Raw genomic sequence first — 19,616 nt, forward strand, 5'->3', positions numbered from 1 at the left:
ATGTTCGATCTTTCCAGCCGCACGGCCAAGCTCGTCTTCGGCGGCACCATTCTGCTGATCGGCTTCTATCTGTTCTTTCCGATCTACTGGATGATCATCTCCTCGCTGAAGGCCAATGAGGAGCTCTACCAGGTCCTGCCGACCTTCTTTCCGAGGAACCTGACGCTTTCCCACTACTGGTCGCTGATGACCGAGAGCCAGCTCGGGCTCTATCTCTTGAACAGCCTGATCACCTCGGGCGCGAGCGCGACGATCAACACCATCCTGGCGATCTACGCTGGATACAGCTTCGCCAAGTACCGCTATCCCGGACGCCAGCCGATCATGCTCTTCATGCTCTCGGCGCAGATGTTCCCCTTCGGCCTGCTGCTCATCAGCATTTATCCGGTCATGACCGATTTCGGCCTGCTCGACACGCGGCCGGGGCTGATCCTGAGCTACATCGTCTTTGCCCTGCCGGTCGCCGTCTACATGCTCTACAGCTATTTCAGCCAGGTGCCGGACGAGCTGATCGATGCGGCGCGCGCCGATGGGGCCAGCGACTTCCGCATCTTCCACACGATCGTCATCCCGATCTCGATCCCGCCGATCGTCACCGTCTTCCTTTATTCCTTCATGTGGAGCTGGAACGATCTGCTCTATTCGATGACGCTGATCGTCTCGGAGGACAAGCGCACCATCGGTCCCGGTCTGCTGCTTACCTATCTCAATGAAACCAATGCCGACTGGGGCGGCGCCATGGCGGCATCCCTGGTCGTCTCGGCCCCGATCGTCGCGGCCTTCATGTTCCTCCAACGCTATTTCATTCAGGGCGTCACTGCCGGAGCTGTCAAATGACCACGAAACTTGCCGGGTCCTTCCCGGTGCTTCCCACCCCCTTTTGCAACGACGGCACGATCGACGAGCCGGATTTCCTTGCTGTCATCGATTTCGCCATCGAGAGCGGTTCCGACGGCGTCGTCTATCCGGGCGTGGCGAGCGAGGTGGATACGCTGACGCCGGAGGAGCGTCGGCGTCAGGTGGTCCTGCTCGGCGAGCGCATCGCCGGCCGGATCCCGATCGTCATCGGCGCGAGCGACCCTGACCCGAAAGCGGCCGCCCGCCATATCGCCCAGGCGGCCGCAATCGGTGCTGCGGCTGCGATGGTCATGGCGCCGCTCCATCTCGCTAACGACATCGCTGCCCAGATCGCCTATTTCAAGGAAGTCTCCGCCGGAGCCGGCGTGCCGATCATGCTGCAGAACCAGCCGAAGCCGATCGGCGCGGGACTGACGCCGGAGGAGGTGGCCGGGATCGCGAGCGCGGTGCCGGCAATCCGCTACATCAAGGAGGAGACACCTCCCTGCGGCCAGCATCTGACCCGCATCAAGGCGGCCGCCAACGGTTCGCTCGAGGCGATCTTCGGCGGTGCCGGCGGGCGCTATATCACCGACGAGCTCGCCAGGGGCGCGGCGGGCACGATGCCGGCCAGCGAGCTTGCCGACATCCATGCCGCCCTCGTGCATGCCTGGCAGCAGGGCGATGTGAAGACGGCGAGAAAGCTCTATTCTGCCTCGCTGCCGCTTCTGAATTTCCAGGCGATCTTCCGCATGCACATGACGAAGGAGGTGTTGCGCCGGCGCGGTGTCATCAGGAATGTCTTCGTGCGCGGCAAAGGCCCGAAATTCGACGACGGCGACCGCGCCGAGCTTGCGGCGCTGATCGCGGATGCCGATCTGCCCTATAAGCATCACATACCGAGCTGAGGTCGAAGACATGGGCAAGAACATCGTCGATGCGATCGTTTCAGTCGAAACCTTCATCATCTCCATTCCGCGCGAGGTGCCCTATCTCGGGCCGCTGAAGGAAGGCGAGGCGATCAACGGGCGCGGCTATCTCATCCGCAAGGGCAACCGCACGATCTATCCTTCCGCCGACATGACGCTGCTGGTGAAAGTGACCGGAGAGAGCGGCAGGGTCGGTTGGGGCGAGTGCTACGGCATCGTGGCACCGGAGGCGACCAAGGCGATCATTGACGACGTGCTCGGCCCCGTCATCATCGGCCGCGACCCGGCGGGCGCCGTCGTCATCCATGAGGACCTTTACGATCTGATGCGGGTGAGAGGCTTTTTTGGCGGCTACTATCTCGATGCGCTGGCGGGCGTCGACATCGCGCTCTGGGACCTTGCCGGCAAGGGCCTCGGCGTTCCCGTTTCGACGCTGCTTGGCGGGCGTCGCCACGACGCAATCCCCGCTTATGTGTCGGGCCTGCCGCGCGCGACGATCAAGGAGCGCTGCGACATTGCCGTCGAGTGGATCGGCAGGGGCTACAAGGGCATCAAGTTTGCCGCGGCGGTGTCAGATGAAGGCATCGTCAAGGAGATGGCAGCGCTGCGGGAGGCGGTCGGTCCGGACGTCGACGTCATGGTCGACCTGCACTGGAAATTCGAGGCGGCGGAGGCGATCCGGCTCATCCGCAGGCTGGAGCCCTACAATCTTTACTTTGCCGAGGCGCCCTGCCAGCCCGAAAATCTTGAAGGACAGGCGCGCGTCGCGCAGGGCATCGGCGTGCCGCTGGCGCTCGGCGAGGAGCTGCGCACGGCTTACGAATACCGTCCGCGCTTCGAGGCGCGGGCGATGAGCATCGTCCAGCCGGAGGTCGGCCACTCCGGCATCTCGGAATTCATCCAGATCGGCCGCATGGCGCAGGCGTTCCACATGAACGTCATTCCCCATGCCTCGATCAGCATCGGCATCTTCATGGCTGCCAGCCTTCAGGCAGCGTCAGCACTTCAGAATGTTCCCTATCACGAATACCAGCACTCCGTTTTTGACCGAAACCTCGATTTCGTTACCGGAGACATGGCATGCCAGGAGGGCTATTACACGATACCGACAGGAAGCGGACTTGGCGTCGAGCCGCATGACCGTCTTTTCGAATATATCAAGTAGAAGCACCTGGCGGGACAATATGGACGGGGCCGCACGCTCGCGCGGAGACGAACGCCGGCATCGATCGATCGCCCGGCGCCTTGCGTCATGTCCGAACAGCGTCTGCGGAGAGCTCCGTCTTGTCGGCATAGTTCATTATTCGATGAAAGCTCATCGAGATATGGGCGCGGCGTATGTATCCGATTGCTTCCCAGTCGCCTATCTCGGCTGCAGAGAGAACCGCCTGCATTTCACTGCGAAAGGCGGCAAACTCTTCGGCCAAACCGAGCTTCGGCATCATCTTCAGCACGACCCGCACGACCTGATAATAAAGCCGCTCGCTGATTTCCCTGAGCGGCAGGTTCCCCGTGAAGGCCCGGATCTCGGCGAAGAATGCCATGTTCAGCAGCAAAAAAGCCTTCTGTGTCGGGTTCTGCATCGCGGCATCGCATCGTGCGATGAGCGACCTGATCCGTTCCAGATCCTTCGCATCACGTGGCACGGGAGAAAGCTTGCCGATGAGAAGGGCGAGTTCCATCCGAAGATGGTAGATTTGCACCAGTTCGTTGATGTCGGGATCGGTAACGATCGTGCCCACCCCATGGACCGATTCCACGAGTCCTTCGGATTCCAGCCTCGCCAGAACACGCCTCACGGGCGTGCGGCTGGTGGAGAATTCCTTTGCTAGCTCTTCTTCGGACAAGCGGCTGCTCGGCGCGTATTCGAGCAGGCAGATGCGGTCCCTAAGAGTGTAGTATATGCGATCGAACCTCTCGCGGGCCGACCCGGACGGAAGAGGTTCGATGCTGGCCGTGTCGCTGGGTGTTTCAGTTTGCAATACTATCCCGCTTGCAAGACAGCGTTGAGAAACTGCCTCGTCCTTTCGTTCTTGGGGTTCCCGAAGATTTCCGCCGGGGGCCCCTGCTCGCAAATCTTGCCCTGATAGAAGAAACACACCCTGTCGGAGAATTCCTTGGCGAACCCCATCTGATGGGTGACCATTAGCATGGTCAGGTCATGTTCGGTGCCGACCTTCCTTATCACCTGAAGAACTTCCCCGACAAGTTCAGGGTCCAGCGCGGAGGTGACTTCGTCGAACAGCATGATCTTTGGCCGCATCGCGAGCGCGCGCGCGATTGCGACGCGCTGCTGCTGGCCCCCGGAAAGTTGCGCAGGGTAATGGTCCTTCTTTGTCGAAAGCCCCACCATGTCGAGCAGCTCGGCGGCTCGCTCTTCGGCCTCCCGGCGCTTCATTCCAAGCACGGTGATCGGAGCTTCGATGCAGTTGCCCATTGCGGTCATGTGCGGAAACAGATTGAAGGACTGGAACACCATGCCGATCTTTGCCCTGATCCGCCGTATGTGCTTGGCGGTTGCCGGCACGAGCCTTCCGTCTTTTTCCATATGGGTCATTGGCTCCCCGTCGACCCAGAGCACGCCGTCGTTGATGGATTCCAGGGTCATCAGCATACGCAGCACGGTGGTCTTGCCCGAACCGGAAGGACCGATGATCGATACTTTCTCGCCGTAGCCGACATCGAGATTGAGATTGTCGAGAACGCTGAACGTGCCGTACCGTTTTGAGACGTTTTCGAAACGAACCATTGGCATGTCGGTCATTATTAGTATCTCCACTTGAGCCACGATTCGAGCAGTCGCACCATGCTCGCCGAAATTAGACTCATGCCCAAAAAGAAGACGCCAACGAGTGTGACGGGCTCTGTGTAGCGGAAGGTCTCCGATCCGATGATCTTTGCGGTCTGCATGAGTTCAAGAACCGCGATCGCCGAGAGCAGGGGTGTTTCCTTGAAAAGCGCGATCAGGTAGTTGCCCAGTGCTGGAACCACGGGAGGCAGAGCCTGCGGCAGAATGATATCCCGAAACGTGCGCCAGGAAGAGAGGTTGAGGGCGATCGAGGCTTCCCACTGCCCTCTGGGCACGTTCTCGAAGCCGGCCCGGTACACTTCCGAGCAATAGGCGGCATAGTGGATGCCGATCGCCAGCACGCCCGCCGTAAACGCGTCGAGCACGATGCCGGCCTTCGGCAGCACGAAGAAGAGAAAGAAGATCTGGATGAGCAGCGGCGTCGATCGGATAAGTTCAACAAGGACCGTGACCGCCACGCCGGCGAGCGGGAAAGCGAGCCTTATCGAGGCGAGCAGAAGGCCGAGCGTTGCGGCAATGACAAAGCCGAGCACGGTTGCTTCGACGGTCACGATGGCGGCCCGGCCGAGTACCGGCAGAATCTCGAACGTAAATGCCCAGTCCCACATCAGGCGGCCTTTCCGCGTGTCATTCCTTGCCCAGCGCGTTGTTCAAGAACGCGCATAGCGATTGTGACGGTCAGAGAAATGGCGAGATAGATCAGCAGGACGAGCGTGAACACCTGCACGGTCTTCAGCGTCGTCTGGTTCATCTGCTGGGCCTTGAGCGTCAGGTCCGCCAATGTGATCAACGAAACAAGCGAAGTCGACTTGACGAGTTCAATCAACAGGTTGCCCCAAGGCGGGATCATCGCTGCGAAGGCCTGCGGCAATATGATCCGGCGGAGCATCTGTCCCCTAGACATGTTCAGCGCGACGGATGCCTCCCACTGTCCACGTGCCACCGAAATAATGGCACCTCTGACGACTTCAGCGCCATACGCACCGATATTGAGGCCGAGCGCTAGAACGGCCACGACAAAGGCGTCGAGAGAAACGCCGAACTGGGGAAGCACGAAATAGAGCCAGAAGAGCTGCACAAGTGCCGACGTTCCGCGGAATATCTCGATGTATGCCGACGACAGCCATCGTATTGGGAGGGGAGCATAGAGTTTTGCGAGTGCCGCGACGAAGGCCATAAAAATCGCCACGATGGCTGCCAGCAACGTGATCTCGACAGTCAGGACTGCACCTTGGAGCAGACCTGGCAAGAAAAGCCAGTATTCATCGTTCAATGAAAGCAGCAAAATTAGAAGCAGCGTTGCAGCAAGCATTGCGGCGAGCATACGAATCCACATCTGCGTCCCTCGTCATAGGGGATTTGGAAAGGCGGCGTTGCCGCGCCGCCGGCCATACGGCATCATTCGCCTGCGCAGAGTTCCTTCGTCGTCTTGTTCGGAAGGTATCCTTTCCCGAAGCCGAGGGGCTCAACAAGTGCAATATGCTCAGGCGTTCCCAAAAAGGCAGCAAGTTCCTTGTTGAAAGCGTCCACGAGATCGGCGTCTTCCTTTCGGAATCCGAAGCCGCCATGTCCTTTCACTGACTTACCAGCAACCTCGCCGAAGGGTTCGGTCGACTCCACACCGTCTGCCTTCTTGGCCATGTCGGCGATCGACAGCGCGGTCAACGCGGCGGCGTCCGCTCGCCCGGACTGAACGGCGGCGACGAGGCTGGACTGGTCGGGTAGGGAGACGACCTGTGCCGCCGCGAGCCCCGCGTCCTTGGCGTAACCGCCTTCCACCGCACCGGCCATGACGGCAAGCTTCAGATCCTTGTTCGATGCAAGGGTGGAATAGTCCTTGATCGCCTTGGGGTTGCCCTTGGCAACCAGCATGGCCTGCCCGATGCCATAGGAGGGCTCGGAAAACGCGATCTCGGCGCAGCGTTTTGGATTGATGAACATTCCTGCGGCGATGATGTCGAAACGCCCCGCCTTGAGGCCGGGAATGAGGGATCCGAATTCCGTGAGAACGCCGTCAACCTCGGCGATGCCCATTTTCTTGAGTACGGCCTTGGCGACTTCCGGAGCCTCTCCGGAGAGCTTGCCATCCGGCGTTGCGAAACCGAAGGGCGACTCGTTGGCAAATCCGATGCGGATATAACCCGCAGCCTTCGCTTTTTCGAGCGTGGATTCCGCATGGGCATGGATGCCGAAAGATACGGTGGCGATCGTCAGCGCGGCGGCCCTGAGAGTGTTCCTGCGGGAGATGAGCATTTTAAACATGGGTTCCCCTTTTTTCGTTTGGTGGTCGCCTGGACGGCAGATGCCTTCAGGTGAAAGAAGTATACATCTGTCTTGCAATTTGGCAAGGAAAACCCAGAAAGTCGGCAACACATCCGCATAAAAGCGAGCAATGTTGCATGTTGCAGAAAATGATGTACACATCTATGCGATGCCATATGGTGAAAGGGAGATGTCGTGAACAGACGATCTGTTTTTACCAAAGCGGAGTTTTCCCGACGGATTCGCGACGTGAAGCAGCGGATGGAGCGGGCGAGCTTCGATCTCCTGGTCTGCCAGGATCCGGCCAACATGAGCTGGCTCACCGGTTACGACGGCTGGTCCTTTTACGTTCCGCAATGCGTGCTTGTGCACCTCGACGAGGAGCTGCCGATCTGGTTCGGCCGGGCGCAGGACGAGAAGAGCGCACGTCTGACCACCGGGCTGCCTGCGCGCAACATTGTGCCCTTTTCCGAATATCTGGTGCAGAACCCGGATGGGCATCCTTTCGATGAACTCGCAGAACTCGTCCGCCTAAGAGGATGGGGCAGGGCGCGCATCGGAGTAGAAATGGATGCACATTATTATACGGCGCGCTGCCATGCCCATCTCGTCAAAGGCCTGCCGGGGGCGAGATTTTCCAACAACGGAGACCTCGTCAACTGGGCACGCCTGGTCAAATCCGAACCGGAGCTGGCGTTGATGCGAGAGGCGGGGACGATCTGCTCGCATGCGATGGATCGGGCGATCGGCAAGATGCATCCTGGCGTCCCGCAGAATGAGGTTATCGCCGAACTCTATCATGCCCAGATCATGGGCGTGGATGGTCTTGGCGGAGACTATGCCGCGATCTGTCCGCTGATGCCGGTCGGCGACGGGACGGCGACGCCGCATCTGACTTGGACCGAAGCTCCGTTGCCTCAATCGGGACTTGCGATCCTCGAGATCGCCGGCGTGAGGCGGCGCTACCATGCAGCCCTCACGCGCACAGTGCATTTTGGCAAACCGCCGCAGGTCTATCTCGACATCGCAAATGCGATCGTGGACGGCGTGGACGCCGGTCTCGAGAAGGCCCGCTCCGGCAGAACCGCCGAGGAGGTGGAGGCGGCGTGGCAGTCGGTCCTGCGCAGCCGGGGACTGAAAAAGGAAAGCCGGGTCGGCTATCCGATCGGTCTTGCCTATCCGCCGGACTGGGGCGAGCGGACGGTAAGCCTGCGGCCGGGCGACAGGACGGAACTGCAGCCTGGCATGTGCTTCCACATGATGGCGGGCGTTTGGCTTGATGATTTCGGCGTGGCGATTTCGGAATCCTTCGTCGTGACAGACAAGGGCGGCGAGAAGCTGTGTGCGTCACCGCGTGAGCTGATCGTCGTCGAATAGATATTCCCGCAACTCAACTCGGCCGGATTCGGCCGATTGCGGATAAAGAAAAGAGAGACTGATATGGACGGCAATCCCTTTACCGGTGGCGAAATTGCGCGCCGTCTCGACGCGGTACGCACTGGGCTCGCCGAGCAAGAACTGGACGCTGCGGTTTTTGCATCGCCGGAGAACGTTTTCTATCTCACGGGCCTCGACCACTGGGGCTATTTCGCGCCCCATCTTCTCGTGGTGCCGCTTGAAGGGGAGCCCACGCTCATCACCCGCGCAATGGAGCGGGTCACGATAGAAAGCCATGTCCGTGCCGCCGGGTTCCGCGGTCACAGCGACAGCGAAACTGCCGCCGACGTTGCTTCGCGGGTCCTTGGTGAGAAGGGCTTCGCCGGCAAGCGGATCGGTCTTGAGTACTGGACGGCGGGATTGAGCCATGGCCTTGCTTTGCGGCTGAAATCTCTGGTGAGTGCCGACTGGCGCGATGTCTCCGGGCTGGTCGATCGCCTGCGGCTTGTAAAGAGCACCGAGGAGCAGGTCCTCATGCGGCGGGCTGCGGCAATTACCGATCTGGCGGCGGCTGCCGTCATCGAGATGATCACCGATGGTGCCGACGAGCGTGACGTTGCCGCCGCATGCATCGCTGCGATGACCCGGGCGGGCGGTCATGTGCCCGGCTTCGGCCCGTTCATCCGTCCGGCATCGAGGCTCGGCGAGGAGCATACGACCTGGGGAGGAGGGCAATACCGCAAGGGCGAGCCGGTCTTTGTCGAGCTTTCCGGGTGTATCTCCCGTTATCACGCGCCCCTCGGACGCTTGATCCGGCTTGGCGGGATCAGCGATGCCGACGCGCGCATGGCGGACGTGACGGCAAGGGCGTTCAACGCCGTTCTCGGAGCGCTCAAGCCGGGCACGCTTGCCCGCGATGTCTACGCGGCTTGGCAGGGTGCGGTCGACGACGCAGGGCTTTCCCACTACCGGCGGCATCACTGCGGTTACTGCGTCGGCGTCGGCCAGCCGCCGTCGTGGACCGGCGGAAACTCGGTGACGGGTCTCAGGCACGATTCCGATCTCGAGATCCGTACCGGCATGAGCTTCCACATTCTGTCCTGGCTGATGGGCACGGGCCAGGGCGACGACTTCGTTTCCAACACCGTGCTGTTGACGGAAGACGGTCCCGAGGTGCTCACCCGCACGCCGCTGGGTCCGATTGTTCGATAGGACTACCCCATGGGCCGCTATTCGATTTTCTCGCTGCTGCGCCATGCAGCCACAGGCAACAGAGGCTGGCAACGCGCTTGGCGTGCTGCCAGCCCGAAGCCGTCGTATGACGTCATCATCATTGGAGGTGGCGGGCACGGCCTCGCCACCGCCTTCTATCTTGCGGAAAACCACGGTGTCCGCAACGTTGCCGTCCTGGAAAAGGGATATATCGGCGGCGGCAACGTCGGGCGCAACACAACGGTTATTCGATCGAACTACCTGCTCGACGGCAATACCCAGTTCTACGAATATTCCATGAAACTTTGGGAAGGCCTGTCGGCCGCCCTGAACTTCAACGTCATGTTTTCACAGCGCGGCCAGTTGGTCACGGCGCATTCGGCCGACCAGCTTGACGCATTCGCTCATCGTGCCAACATCATGCGCTCGAACGGCATCGACGCCGACATTCTCGACCGGCAGCAGGTCCGCAAGCTCGTTCCTTACCTTGATTTTTCCGAAACAGCACGGTTTCCGATCCATGGCGCAATCTTTCAAGGCCGTGCCGGAACGGCCCGTCACGACGCCGTCGCGTGGGGCTATGCGCGGGCAGCGAGCTGCCACGGCGTGGACATCATAGAGGGCTGCGAAGTAACGGGCTTTCTTCGCGATGATGAACGGATCGTCGGCGTCGAGACGACACGCGGCCATATCGGGGCCGGGCGGGTCGGTCTCGCAGTGGCCGGCCACACCTCCGTCCTCGGTCAGATGGCCGGTCTCGAACTTCCGATCGAAAGCCATCTCCTCCAAGCATTCGTGACGGAACCGGTCAAGCCTTTGGTCAACCATGTCATCGCCTATGGCGCTGACCATTTCTATCTCAGTCAGTCCGACAAGGGCGGCCTGGTCTTCGGCGGCAATCTTGATGGATACAATTCCTACTCACAGCGCGGCAACACGGGAGTGCTGCGTGAAGTCTGCGAGGCAGCGATCGCGCTGATGCCGAACATATCCCGGCTTCGTCTGCTTCGACACTGGGGCGGGATCATGGATATGACGCCGGACGCAAGCCCTATCATCTCGCCCACGCCCGTCGAGGGTCTCTATCTGAACGGCGGCTGGTGCTACGGCGGATTCAAGGCGACCCCTGCGTCGGGCTGGTGCTTTGCGCACATGCTGGCAACCGGGAAGACACATCCTCTCATCGAAGGCTATGGGCTCGACCGCTTCCGTACCGGATATTTGCTTGACGAAGCGGGTGCAGGCCCCTTCGCCTGGCTTCAGTAGGAGAGCGAAATGCTTCGTATCGAATGCCCTTGTTGCGGCACCCGCGACCATGGCGAGTTCCGCTACGGCGGTGACGCCGCTGTCGAGCGGCCGGCCCATGACAATTCCGACCCTGATGCCTGGTATCGATATGTGTATGTGAGGTCCAACCCGAAAGGTCTGCACCAGGAATTTTGGCAGCATGTTCTGGGGTGCCGTCAATGGCTCGTCGTGGAGCGGGACACGGTCACGCATTCCATCCGTTCAGTCAGTTTTTCCAGAAGGCAACGGGCATGACATTGATCGACAAGCGTCTTCCTTCGGGCGGATATCTGGACCGCTCGCAGACATTGAAATTCACGTTCGACGGCCGCCAGCTCTCCGGTCTCAAGGGAGACACTCTGGCTTCCGCCCTGCTTGCCAACGGAGTGACGCTGGTCGGCAGAAGCTTCAAGTATCATCGTCCACGCGGCATCCTGTCTGCAGGCGCGGAAGAACCGAATGCCCTGGTTACAGTCGGCACCGGGGGACGCCGGGAGCCGAACCTTCCGGCCACGACGATCGAGCTCATGGCGGGGCTGGATGCGGCCAGCCAGAACAATTGGCCGTCCCTGCGTTTCGATTTGCAAAGCGTAAACGGCCTGTTCGGCCCGCTTCTCGCGTCGGGATTCTACTACAAGACCTTCATGGGACCGACCCGCAGCGCGTGGAGGTTCTACGAACATTTCATCCGCAAGGCTGCGGGCCTCGGCAAGGCTTCGATGGAACCCGATCCTGATTTTTATGACGCCCGCGACGATTTCACCGACGTGGCGGTGGTCGGCAGCGGTTCGGCTGGCCTTTGCGCCGCAAGGGCCGCCGCCGAGGCAGGAGCACGCGTGCTGCTGATAGAGCAGGATTTCGAAATCGGCGGCCGGCTGCTTTCCGATCCGGCAGCGGCGGCATGGCTGAACACGATACGGGCGGAACTGGCGACAATGTCGAACGTTCGCGTGATGACCCGTACCGCAGCTTTCGGCCAGTATGACGGGAATACGCTTGCCCTCATCGAGGATGCCAACCCCATTGTGGAGGGTGCGGCACGCGTGGCGCGGAAGACATTCACGTTGCTGCACACCAAGAGCATCGTATTTGCCACTGGTGCTATCGAGAGGCCGCTGGTTTTCTCCAACAACGACAGGCCGGGCGTGATGCTGAGTTCGGCAATCCGGACCTATGTCAACCGCTACGCCGTTCTTCCGGGCAAGGAGGTCGTCATAGCGGCCGTCGATGACCACGCCTATCTGACCGCCTTCGACCTGGTTTCCAATGGCGCGCGCGTCACGATCGCCGACGCACGGCAATCGGCCACGCCGCAACTCGTCGCTAAGGCGCGACGCCTGGGTGCCGACGTGCATCTTGAAACGGGCATCGCAGCTGCAAAAGGCAAGCTGGGCGTTCGGGCAGCTGTGCTCGAAGGAAAAAAGGGGCGCGTGGAGGTAGCCTGCGATCTCGTCGGCATGTCGGCCGGCTGGTCGCCAGTCCTGCATTTGACATCGCATCAGGGGGTAAAGCCTGTCTACAGGCCGGACATCGACGCCTTTGTTCCGGGGCAATTGTCCGAAAGCCAATTTGTCGCGGGTGCGGTCGCCGGAAGTGCCACCATCCGTGCCGCCGTTGCAGAGGGCTGTCGCGTCGGCCGCGCCGCCGCTGCCATCGCCGGATGGCATGGAAAGGTCTGCGAAGCGCCCGCGCTGGAACTGGAGGAAATAGACGGCCTGATCGCCGCTTACACGCCGGCCTTCGGCCTGCACAAGGCATTTGTCGACTTGCAGATGGATGTGACCCTCGACGACATTCAACTGGCGCAGCGGGAGGGTTATCAATCGGTCGAACATCTCAAACGCTACACCACGCTCGGAATGGGGACAGACCAGGGAAAAACCAGCAATGTCAATGCGCTGAAAGCGATGGCGAAGCTGCGCGGCTTGCCGGTCCCGGCAACGGGAACGACAACATTCCGTCCGCCTTATACGCCGGTTTCGATCGGTGCCGTCGCCGGAGGGGCGATCGGCCATCACTTCCGCCCCTTCCGTCTGACCCCCATGCATGACTGGCATGTCGCGAATGGCGCTGAAATGCTTGAGGTTGGGCTCTGGATGCGTCCGTGGTTCTTTCAGGCTTCCGGAACGGAGGTCAACGCGGCCTATGTGAACGAGATGCGGCACGTGCGATCGGCAGCCGGGCTGATGGACATTTCCACGCTTGGCAAGATCGAGATTCAGGGGCCCGACGCTGCCGCTTTCCTCGACAGGGTGTACGCGAATGGCTTTGCGAGTCTCAAAGTCGGCCGTGCACGTTACGGCGTCATGCTGCGCGACGACGGCATCGTCTTCGACGACGGAACAACCACGCGCCTCGACCAGGACCGTTTCTTCATGACGACCTCCACTGGCAAGGCGGCGGACGTGCTCTCCTGGCTCGAATTCCTGCTGGACACCGCATGGCCGGACTTGCGGGTTTCGGTTTCGTCAGTCACCGATGAATGGGCAGGCATGTCCGTCGCAGGTCCCGAAAGCCGCAAGATACTGGCAGCCGCGTTTCCCGATATCGATGTCTCGAACGAGGCTCTGCCCCACATGGGCCTCGCCGAGGGAACGTTTTGCGGCAGCAGTTTGAGAATCATGCGCCTGAGCTATTCGGGTGAGCGCGCCTACGAGATTTACGTCGGAGCATCGAACGGGGAAGCCGCATGGCTGCATGTCCTGGAGGTCGGGGCGCAGTATCGGCTGAAACCCTATGGAGTCGAGGCTCTTGGTGCCTTGCGGATCGAAAAGGGCCATGTGGCGGGCCCCGAAATCGACGGCAGAACGACACTGGCCGATCTTGGCATGGCAAGGATGGTCGCGAAGCGGGCAACCTACGTCGGCGAGGTCCTGAGCCGCCGCGATGCGTTTCGGGCCGCCGACCGGCAACGATTGGTGGGCCTGAAATGCAGCGAATCCGGAAAACGGCTTCGCGGTGGAGCCATTCTGTTTGCGCCCGGCGATTTGCTGGAAGGGCACGGCCGCGGCCGCGTGACATCCGTGACCTACAGTCCGGAACTCGATTGCTACATAGGTCTCGCCCTGCTTGCTGCGGATGTCATGGGCGACGAGGTCATCGCAGTCTATCCGATGAAAAGCGAAACAGTGCGAGCGAAGGTGGTTTCCCCCGCCTTCCTGGATTCTGCCGGAGAACGCATGCATGGTTGAGATTCATTCTTCGGAACCCATGGTCCTCAAGCAATCGCCCTGCCCGCTGATACAGTACGAGGCATGGGATCTCGAGCTTCGTTCTTTCGAGGCGGCATTGGCGCAGAAAATAGACGGCCCTGTGCCGGGGAGGGTGGGAGAGATCGCCGTCCGCGATGACCTGAAGGTCGTCCGTGCGGCGCCGCGCCGATTCTGGCTCTTCCCTGCTGCGCGGGGCGCGGGCGCGTTCAGCATTCCGCCGGAACTGGGCTACGGACTCGATCTCAGCGAAGGGCGCGTACGCATCCAGGTCATCACGCCGCATTTGCGGGACCTTCTTTCCACGTGCCTGCCGATCGATTGGGACACGACCGAGGGGGTGGCGACGTTCTCGTCATTTCACCGTATCCCGATCATGTTCACCCGATCCTCCGACTTCGAGGGCGAGTTCATCGTGCCGCGAAGCTTTGCGAGAAGCATCTCGCATTGGCTATGCTCCAGGCCCGTCGGAACGGCCCTGCAGTCGTCAAGTCCAGCGACACTTCGCTTTGCTCAACCCTGAGCTCAGTGGCGATCAGGAAAGCGGGGATTAGGTCAGCGTTCGGACTGATTCCTGGAGATCGACTGGCTGGTATTCCATGAACCATGCGACGGGCCTTTGCCGCTTCATTCTCTGGTCCAATGGGACGATCGCATCGCCGAGAGCAAATGAATTCAGTCTGTGGTCGAACCTGCAATCCTCCGCGTCCATGCCCTCCAATGCGAGCCAGCAGCTTAATCGCGCCAGCAGCCGCATCTGCCCACGGGCGACCTGAGTGTGAGCGAGGTCGTCCGGCTTGTCCGTACCCGTCGTGCCGCTGGCCGGCAACTCCGCTCGATCAAAGCGTTGCGGCCCATATTGGCCTATTTGAAGTCTCGTCGCGTGGTGCTGCCGTCGAGCCGCGCCCGACGATCCGGCAGATGTGCTTCTGGAACGATACCAACGCTACCTGACAGCTGAGCGCGGTTTTGGCGAATGCCACCGCCGGTCATTATGTGCTCATGCTCGGTCACCCTCTCAGGACAATCTACCAACACTTACTGTCGAACAATTCCGAAGGATATGTCAGATAGTACCAATACGCTTTGGCGTACAGATCGATAAATGCTACCATGTCGAGTGCTTCCGGGGAATTTCCGTGTTCCCCTCGGTAAAGATGATACGTCAACATAACGTCATACGGGCACAGACCAAGAGAAACGTTTTTGTTTCTTTGCCGCATACGCCAACGAGGTCGCCAAGCTCGTCATCATAATCATAGAGTATCGTTTGCAATCGGAAACGGTGATCAAACATATCCGCCGCAAGATTGTATTCTTGATATATCTCCTGCGTCGTCACGTATTTTATGAATTTCTCCATTTCTGCAGGTGAGGCTCCTTCCATTTGAGGTATATTTATATACACAGCGGTTTTCTCTATATCCGTGTTTTCTGGCCGGTATTTCCTGTTGCCATTGATTACTGCATCGTAGTCGATTGAGGCAAACTCAGAGTTAAAAAAAAGCGGCGTCCCGTCAAATTGGCCCAACGACGCATTCTGGTACTTCCAGAACAAGTCGTGGCTTTTGTTGGGGAAGAGCCTTTCGAGAGATGGCCCCAGTTTCTCTACAAATGGGTTTTGCTGGGAGTGCGGATTGGCACTAACTGGTTCTCTGCCCACATAGACATAGCGGTCGCTCTGATCGAAGACGTTGTCGGAAACCACGTCAAACCCAACCGAACGCCCGCTCACCTTAGCAAGAAACTCGTAAACGACACGTATGTGGCGCGCGAAAGCCTCGGGCACCGCGTCGTCGATGGCGACCCGAAACTCCGACGCCCGGTCGTCCCGACTAAATTTGCTTGTGTAGATATAGTTGATTAGCACGCCATATTCGTACAGGGCCTTGTCAAGAAAAGCATTGTACTCTAGCCGCTTGTCATTGGCGGATGTAATGACGAACCACCCAACCATGGTGACCACTACTGCCAATCCCATGAGCCCTACTAACCGTCGAAAAATTGCTTCGCCCTCCGGAAGGTCATAGCCATCCATCATAGATGGAAATTTTCCTGTGCAACAATATTGCGCCCCAGAATCTCTAGGGCGCAAATTGCTTGCGGCTTGTTGCCCTGTTGATGTAGAGCCGGATGGCATGTTCAGAAATGCCAAGTTTGACAGCAATCTGCTTTGGCAACTCCCCATTTGGAAGCCAGCGTCAGGCATTCCAGCTTTCGTGCTGATAGACACGCAGGATCTGCAGACGCTTCGCGCATGGTGCTGGCCCTCCAAGCTGTATCGCACTAGCCAGCAATCTTTATCCGCATCGGAAATGCCTCAAGTTGGGTAATATCTCACTTTCAGATAGATGGCTGAGATGTCTTCACTGCAGCGGTCGGGCGCGCTCGTTCTCCGTTGCGAGCGAGCGTCGAGGAGCTTGCGGACAACCGACCGTTCAAGGGTGGAATGCAATGCCCAGTCATGTAGAGGCGTTGACTGAGGAAGGTCGTTCGCTCTACGATCCTAGGCGATAGTGCACGCCCTCCCCTAAGCTGCCACGATACCGAGCCGCCCTGGACGGCACCCATAACCTCGCGGCCGAGCTGGCGGTCGATAACCGGCCGCCAAGGCACAAGGGTAAACTCGTGGCTCCGCTCGACGATGACGAATTTGCCACTCGATAGCTGGACCGCCCCGGTGAATTTGGCGCTGGCGGTTTCGCCGTCTGTGGCGGCCCGGAGCGGTAGCGCCTTGCTCACCCTTATCTCCGTGCCGATACGTGCGACCTCGCGCTCGGCAGCCCGGCGAGGAGGAGGCCGACCGGTTTTAAGCAGGCAGCCCGGAAACGAAAAAAGCCTGCCGCGGGAGGAGATGCGGCAGGCTTTTCGAAAAGAACCGAACAGCGACGGGGGAGGAGTGCCGCTGTTTCTACAGACGCCCCTGGGAGGAGGAGTGGGCCGTCTGAGACACGAAGCTTTGCGGGAGGAGGTGCATCGCTTCGTCGAGAACGACCATAGACGATCGCGTGGTATTGGATAGGCGTTATGTTGCACTGCAGCTATGCAGAAAACACAAACCACAAGGCGCGCGACAAGGCACAATACAACAGAGTGCGCAACCGAGACAGCTGACGCAAAAACGCCCGCATGATGAGCGGGCGTCGAGCAGTCGCAAGCGAGTTGGGTTCCAGCGCTATTTAGCGAGCGATCCCCGGGCAATGCTGCGGATGTCGGCGCGGTCGATACCGAGGTCCTGCAGTTCACGGCTGGACATGCGGCCAAGTTCGGCAACGGTCTGACGGAACTTGCGCCAGTTGTTGAAAGAGCGTGCGACGTTCATGATAATCCCCTTTCCTGAGGGCTGTCTGACGTCAGCAACCTTGCTTGGCTCCGGCGTCGTTTCGATGGTTGGAATATAGGCGTTTCAATCGGTTTAAAAAAGTGACAATCCTTCACTCCACCTATGCACAAGACGCATAGGCATGTCCGTGCCAAGGCGCAAACCTTCCGCATCCCGCCAACAGCGGATGCGCCGGGCAAGTCGCTGTTCGGCGGCAATTGCCCGGGCTACTTGGCCACGGTGGAGGAAACCTCCAAGCGAGTTTGCCGTGAGGGCCTGCTAAGGCCGGTACATGGTTCTGAGAGTATTGTTGCCATAGTTGGCGGCGGAAGCAGAGGTGTGGATGAGACACCGCCAGATCGAGGTAGACGGAAACAGCGTATTCTATCACCAGGACGGGCTCTGCCGACGCGCCGGTGCTGCTGCTGCCGCACGACTATCCCTGTTTCTCATGACAGTTTCGAAGACTGCTGCCCGCGCTCGCCGATCGCTGGTAGACGACAGCGCCGGACAGCTCGATGTTCCGACCGTTGACGGTCTTTACCGGAGCGTATGTTACAGGCGTTCAGCGCCGCATTTTCGTGCGGCCGTCCCGAGCAAGAAGGAAGGATTGCGGATATGTTTCGAATGTCACGACGCCCCTTCACGATGATAGACAATCACTTGGGGAAGAGGAATGTCAGCGCGACGCGGAACCCAAGCCCATTCGGGCCATTCTCCGGCGCGTCGGCCCAATACCGGACGCCGGCCGTTAGGCTGATCGGCTGCTTGTCGATGGTAATCAGCTTGGCGACCGTGACGTTGATCGGGACCGACCAGTCGTTCGTTTCCCAGTTATAGGTGGACTCTGTGTTCAGCGAGAACGTCCAGGCGTCCTTGGTCGTGTAGGAAATGAACGGCTGGAGGAACGTCGAACTCACATCCTCCCGGTCGCTTTGACCAGCGAACGACCAGATGTGGTTACCGAGCATCCCGAACGTCCACGGGCCGTCCTGCTTGAGGACGACCGCTGTCGGACCCGCACCCCATTTGCCGCTTCCGAGTAATTCGTCCGTCGCCGTCGGAAGCAGGAACACGGGACCGACGCCCCAGACGATGCCGCTCTCGGTCGGCTTCGAAGGCGAGAAGAAGAAGCTTTGCGTTGTGTCGCCGAGACCGAACTGCGTTCCCGATGGCCCGGCGATGTCGTTCTGCCATGTGACTGGCAGGATGGTGCGCGAGATGATGTTCCAGTCCTCGTTTAACTCGAAGGGAATGACAGGCTGGATGTTGAGAGTCGCCTTGTCGCCGTCGTTCGGACCATAGCCGTGGTCGTAGTTGAACTGGAACGGCACGCTGATGAGCGAGGCGATCGGATTTGAGAGCTTCTTCGCCAGGTCTTCATTCGACTGGGCGTATGCCAGCCCTGTACCGAGCCCAAGTGCCGTCAGGGTCATCACCGTCCGACCAGCTATGCTATTCATTTGATGCCATCCCCATTGAACATCGAATTTTCATGAGCCGCCGCCTAGAAGTGAAACGCGACGCCGATGATCGGACCCTGCTGGACGACGTCGAATACAAAACCATCGTTGTTATAGTTCACGCCTAACGCTCGGTAGCCGGCGACTGCAGAGATCGTGTCGGTGAACTTGTAGCCGAGCGCCAGGGAGACATCCCAGTCGACATCCGCGCCGCCGCCGCCGACAAGACCCCAGCCGGTGACGTAGATTTCAGGCGTGAAGAAGTAGTTCCCCTTGACACCAGCGAGGGCGTCGACCCAGGTCGCGCCATCGTCCGCTTCGCGGCCACCCAGGATGCCGCCGTTGAATCCGACGGTCGTATCGACCGACCAGACGCGGACGCCCCCGACGATGTCGAGATGACCCGACTGGCTCTCCAGCACCGAATATCCGGCCCCGAGCAGTCCAGCGAAGGTCTTCGAGGTCACATCGACGCTGTCTGCGAGAATGCCGTTTCTCGTGTTCGCGTCCGCTCCGAGCTTGGTGTAAATGATGTCGCCGAAGATACTGAAACGGTCGTACCGGGCTTCGCCTGCCGCCATGAAGGCGAAGTCGAGGTTTTCCAATAGGTCGCTGAAGCTGGAGTCGATATGGACTTCGGGCAGACCGAATTGCGCCACGTCTCCCGACAACCCCGCGGCCCAGAAGTAGGGGGCTGCGGTGTATGACCAGCCGCTTTCGCTTTCGACCACCTTGGCTTCCGGAATGCCCGGCGCGATGTCCGCGGTCCGTCCAGACGAAGCTACTGCAAGGCTCGCACAAAGAACCGCAGCGTGTACCAGAATTACCCTCATGAAAGTCCCCTTGTATTGCAGTCACGTTGGTATTGGCGAATCAAAGTATATCACTGACCACCGAGGCTGGAATCTC

General features: G+C 59.8%; 18 protein-coding genes and 1 pseudogene. 9 read left to right on the forward strand and 10 right to left on the reverse strand.

Annotation, left to right across the window (positions count from 1 at the left end; translation table 11 throughout):
* From N2599_RS21150 to N2599_RS21160, 3 genes are read left to right on the forward strand one after another with little or no spacing between them, the layout of a single operon-like run.
* The gene (locus tag N2599_RS21150; RefSeq protein WP_027513471.1) at positions 1 to 837 is read left to right on the forward strand and encodes a carbohydrate ABC transporter permease; all 837 of its coding nucleotides are present in this window, start codon (positions 1 to 3) and stop codon (positions 835 to 837) included.
* On the forward strand, positions 834 to 1,745 hold the full coding sequence (locus N2599_RS21155) for a dihydrodipicolinate synthase family protein (RefSeq protein ID WP_037143975.1): 912 nt from the start codon (positions 834 to 836) through the stop codon (positions 1,743 to 1,745). The genes N2599_RS21150 and N2599_RS21155 overlap by 4 nt, the downstream gene beginning before the upstream one ends.
* Positions 1,746 to 1,755: 10 nt before the next feature.
* A complete protein-coding gene (locus N2599_RS21160; protein ID WP_084606708.1) occupies positions 1,756 to 2,931 on the forward strand; it encodes a mandelate racemase/muconate lactonizing enzyme family protein in 1,176 nt (391 codons plus the stop codon).
* 85 nt (positions 2,932 to 3,016) lie between these two features.
* Here N2599_RS21160 and N2599_RS21165 read toward each other — a convergent pair whose 3' ends face one another.
* From N2599_RS21165 to ehuB, 5 genes are all read right to left on the reverse strand, one after another.
* Entirely contained in the window at positions 3,017 to 3,748 is a 732-nt protein-coding gene (locus N2599_RS21165; protein ID WP_167333949.1) for a GntR family transcriptional regulator, read from the reverse strand.
* Between the two features lie 2 nt (positions 3,749 to 3,750).
* Positions 3,751 to 4,530: an ectoine/hydroxyectoine ABC transporter ATP-binding protein EhuA gene (gene ehuA, locus N2599_RS21170; protein WP_027513474.1), complete on the reverse strand. Its 780-nt coding sequence runs from the start codon at positions 4,528 to 4,530 to the stop codon at positions 3,751 to 3,753.
* 2 nt (positions 4,531 to 4,532) lie between these two features.
* Entirely contained in the window at positions 4,533 to 5,183 is a 651-nt protein-coding gene (gene ehuD, locus N2599_RS21175; protein ID WP_037143979.1) for an ectoine/hydroxyectoine ABC transporter permease subunit EhuD, read from the reverse strand.
* Positions 5,183 to 5,911, reverse strand: a complete 729-nt coding sequence (gene ehuC / locus N2599_RS21180) for an ectoine/hydroxyectoine ABC transporter permease subunit EhuC (RefSeq protein ID WP_037143982.1) — start codon at positions 5,909 to 5,911, stop codon at positions 5,183 to 5,185. The genes ehuD and ehuC overlap by 1 nt, the downstream gene beginning before the upstream one ends.
* A gap of 62 nt (positions 5,912 to 5,973) precedes the next feature.
* Positions 5,974 to 6,837: an ectoine/hydroxyectoine ABC transporter substrate-binding protein EhuB gene (gene ehuB, locus N2599_RS21185; protein ID WP_027513477.1), complete on the reverse strand. Its 864-nt coding sequence runs from the start codon at positions 6,835 to 6,837 to the stop codon at positions 5,974 to 5,976.
* Positions 6,838 to 7,032: 195 nt separating this feature from the next.
* Between ehuB and N2599_RS21190 the strand changes: the two genes are divergently transcribed.
* The 6 genes from N2599_RS21190 to N2599_RS21215 all read left to right on the forward strand — a co-directional run bounded on the left by N2599_RS21190 (position 7,033) and on the right by N2599_RS21215 (position 14,445).
* Positions 7,033 to 8,214, forward strand: coding sequence for a M24 family metallopeptidase (locus tag N2599_RS21190; RefSeq protein ID WP_027513478.1), 1,182 nt, complete (start codon positions 7,033 to 7,035; stop codon positions 8,212 to 8,214).
* Between the two features lie 63 nt (positions 8,215 to 8,277).
* Positions 8,278 to 9,426 (forward strand): M24 family metallopeptidase, encoded by a 1,149-nt coding sequence (locus N2599_RS21195; RefSeq protein ID WP_027513479.1) that lies wholly within the window; start codon positions 8,278 to 8,280, stop codon positions 9,424 to 9,426.
* 9 nt (positions 9,427 to 9,435) lie between these two features.
* Positions 9,436 to 10,692: a sarcosine oxidase subunit beta family protein gene (locus N2599_RS21200; RefSeq protein ID WP_027513480.1), complete on the forward strand. Its 1,257-nt coding sequence runs from the start codon at positions 9,436 to 9,438 to the stop codon at positions 10,690 to 10,692.
* Positions 10,693 to 10,701: 9 nt separating this feature from the next.
* On the forward strand, positions 10,702 to 10,968 hold the full coding sequence (locus N2599_RS21205; RefSeq protein ID WP_084606710.1) for a sarcosine oxidase subunit delta: 267 nt from the start codon (positions 10,702 to 10,704) through the stop codon (positions 10,966 to 10,968).
* Positions 10,965 to 13,904, forward strand: coding sequence for a sarcosine oxidase subunit alpha family protein (locus N2599_RS21210; protein ID WP_027513481.1), 2,940 nt, complete (start codon positions 10,965 to 10,967; stop codon positions 13,902 to 13,904). The genes N2599_RS21205 and N2599_RS21210 overlap by 4 nt, the downstream gene beginning before the upstream one ends.
* Complete coding sequence (locus N2599_RS21215; RefSeq protein ID WP_027513482.1) at positions 13,897 to 14,445, forward strand: aminomethyltransferase family protein; 549 nt, start codon at positions 13,897 to 13,899, stop codon at positions 14,443 to 14,445. The genes N2599_RS21210 and N2599_RS21215 overlap by 8 nt, the downstream gene beginning before the upstream one ends.
* Positions 14,446 to 15,087: 642 nt before the next feature.
* Here N2599_RS21215 and N2599_RS21220 read toward each other — a convergent pair.
* From N2599_RS21220 to N2599_RS21240, 5 genes and pseudogenes are all read right to left on the reverse strand, one after another.
* Positions 15,088 to 15,963, reverse strand: a complete 876-nt coding sequence (locus N2599_RS21220) for a hypothetical protein (protein ID WP_027513484.1) — start codon at positions 15,961 to 15,963, stop codon at positions 15,088 to 15,090.
* A gap of 473 nt (positions 15,964 to 16,436) precedes the next feature.
* Positions 16,437 to 16,700 (reverse strand): annotated as a pseudogene (locus tag N2599_RS21225) (DUF3363 domain-containing protein); the annotation flags it as partial.
* Between the two features lie 397 nt (positions 16,701 to 17,097).
* On the reverse strand, positions 17,098 to 17,244 hold the full coding sequence (locus N2599_RS21230) for a DUF1127 domain-containing protein (RefSeq protein WP_084606540.1): 147 nt from the start codon (positions 17,242 to 17,244) through the stop codon (positions 17,098 to 17,100).
* Between the two features lie 659 nt (positions 17,245 to 17,903).
* Positions 17,904 to 18,707: a hypothetical protein gene (locus N2599_RS21235; protein ID WP_027511453.1), complete on the reverse strand. Its 804-nt coding sequence runs from the start codon at positions 18,705 to 18,707 to the stop codon at positions 17,904 to 17,906.
* A gap of 44 nt (positions 18,708 to 18,751) precedes the next feature.
* Positions 18,752 to 19,540 (reverse strand): hypothetical protein, encoded by a 789-nt coding sequence (locus N2599_RS21240; RefSeq protein WP_027511452.1) that lies wholly within the window; start codon positions 19,538 to 19,540, stop codon positions 18,752 to 18,754.
* Positions 19,541 to 19,616: the final 76 nt, after the last annotated feature.

The sequence above is a fragment of the Rhizobium sullae genome, assembly GCF_025200715.1.
GTDB lineage: Bacteria > Pseudomonadota > Alphaproteobacteria > Rhizobiales > Rhizobiaceae > Rhizobium > Rhizobium sullae.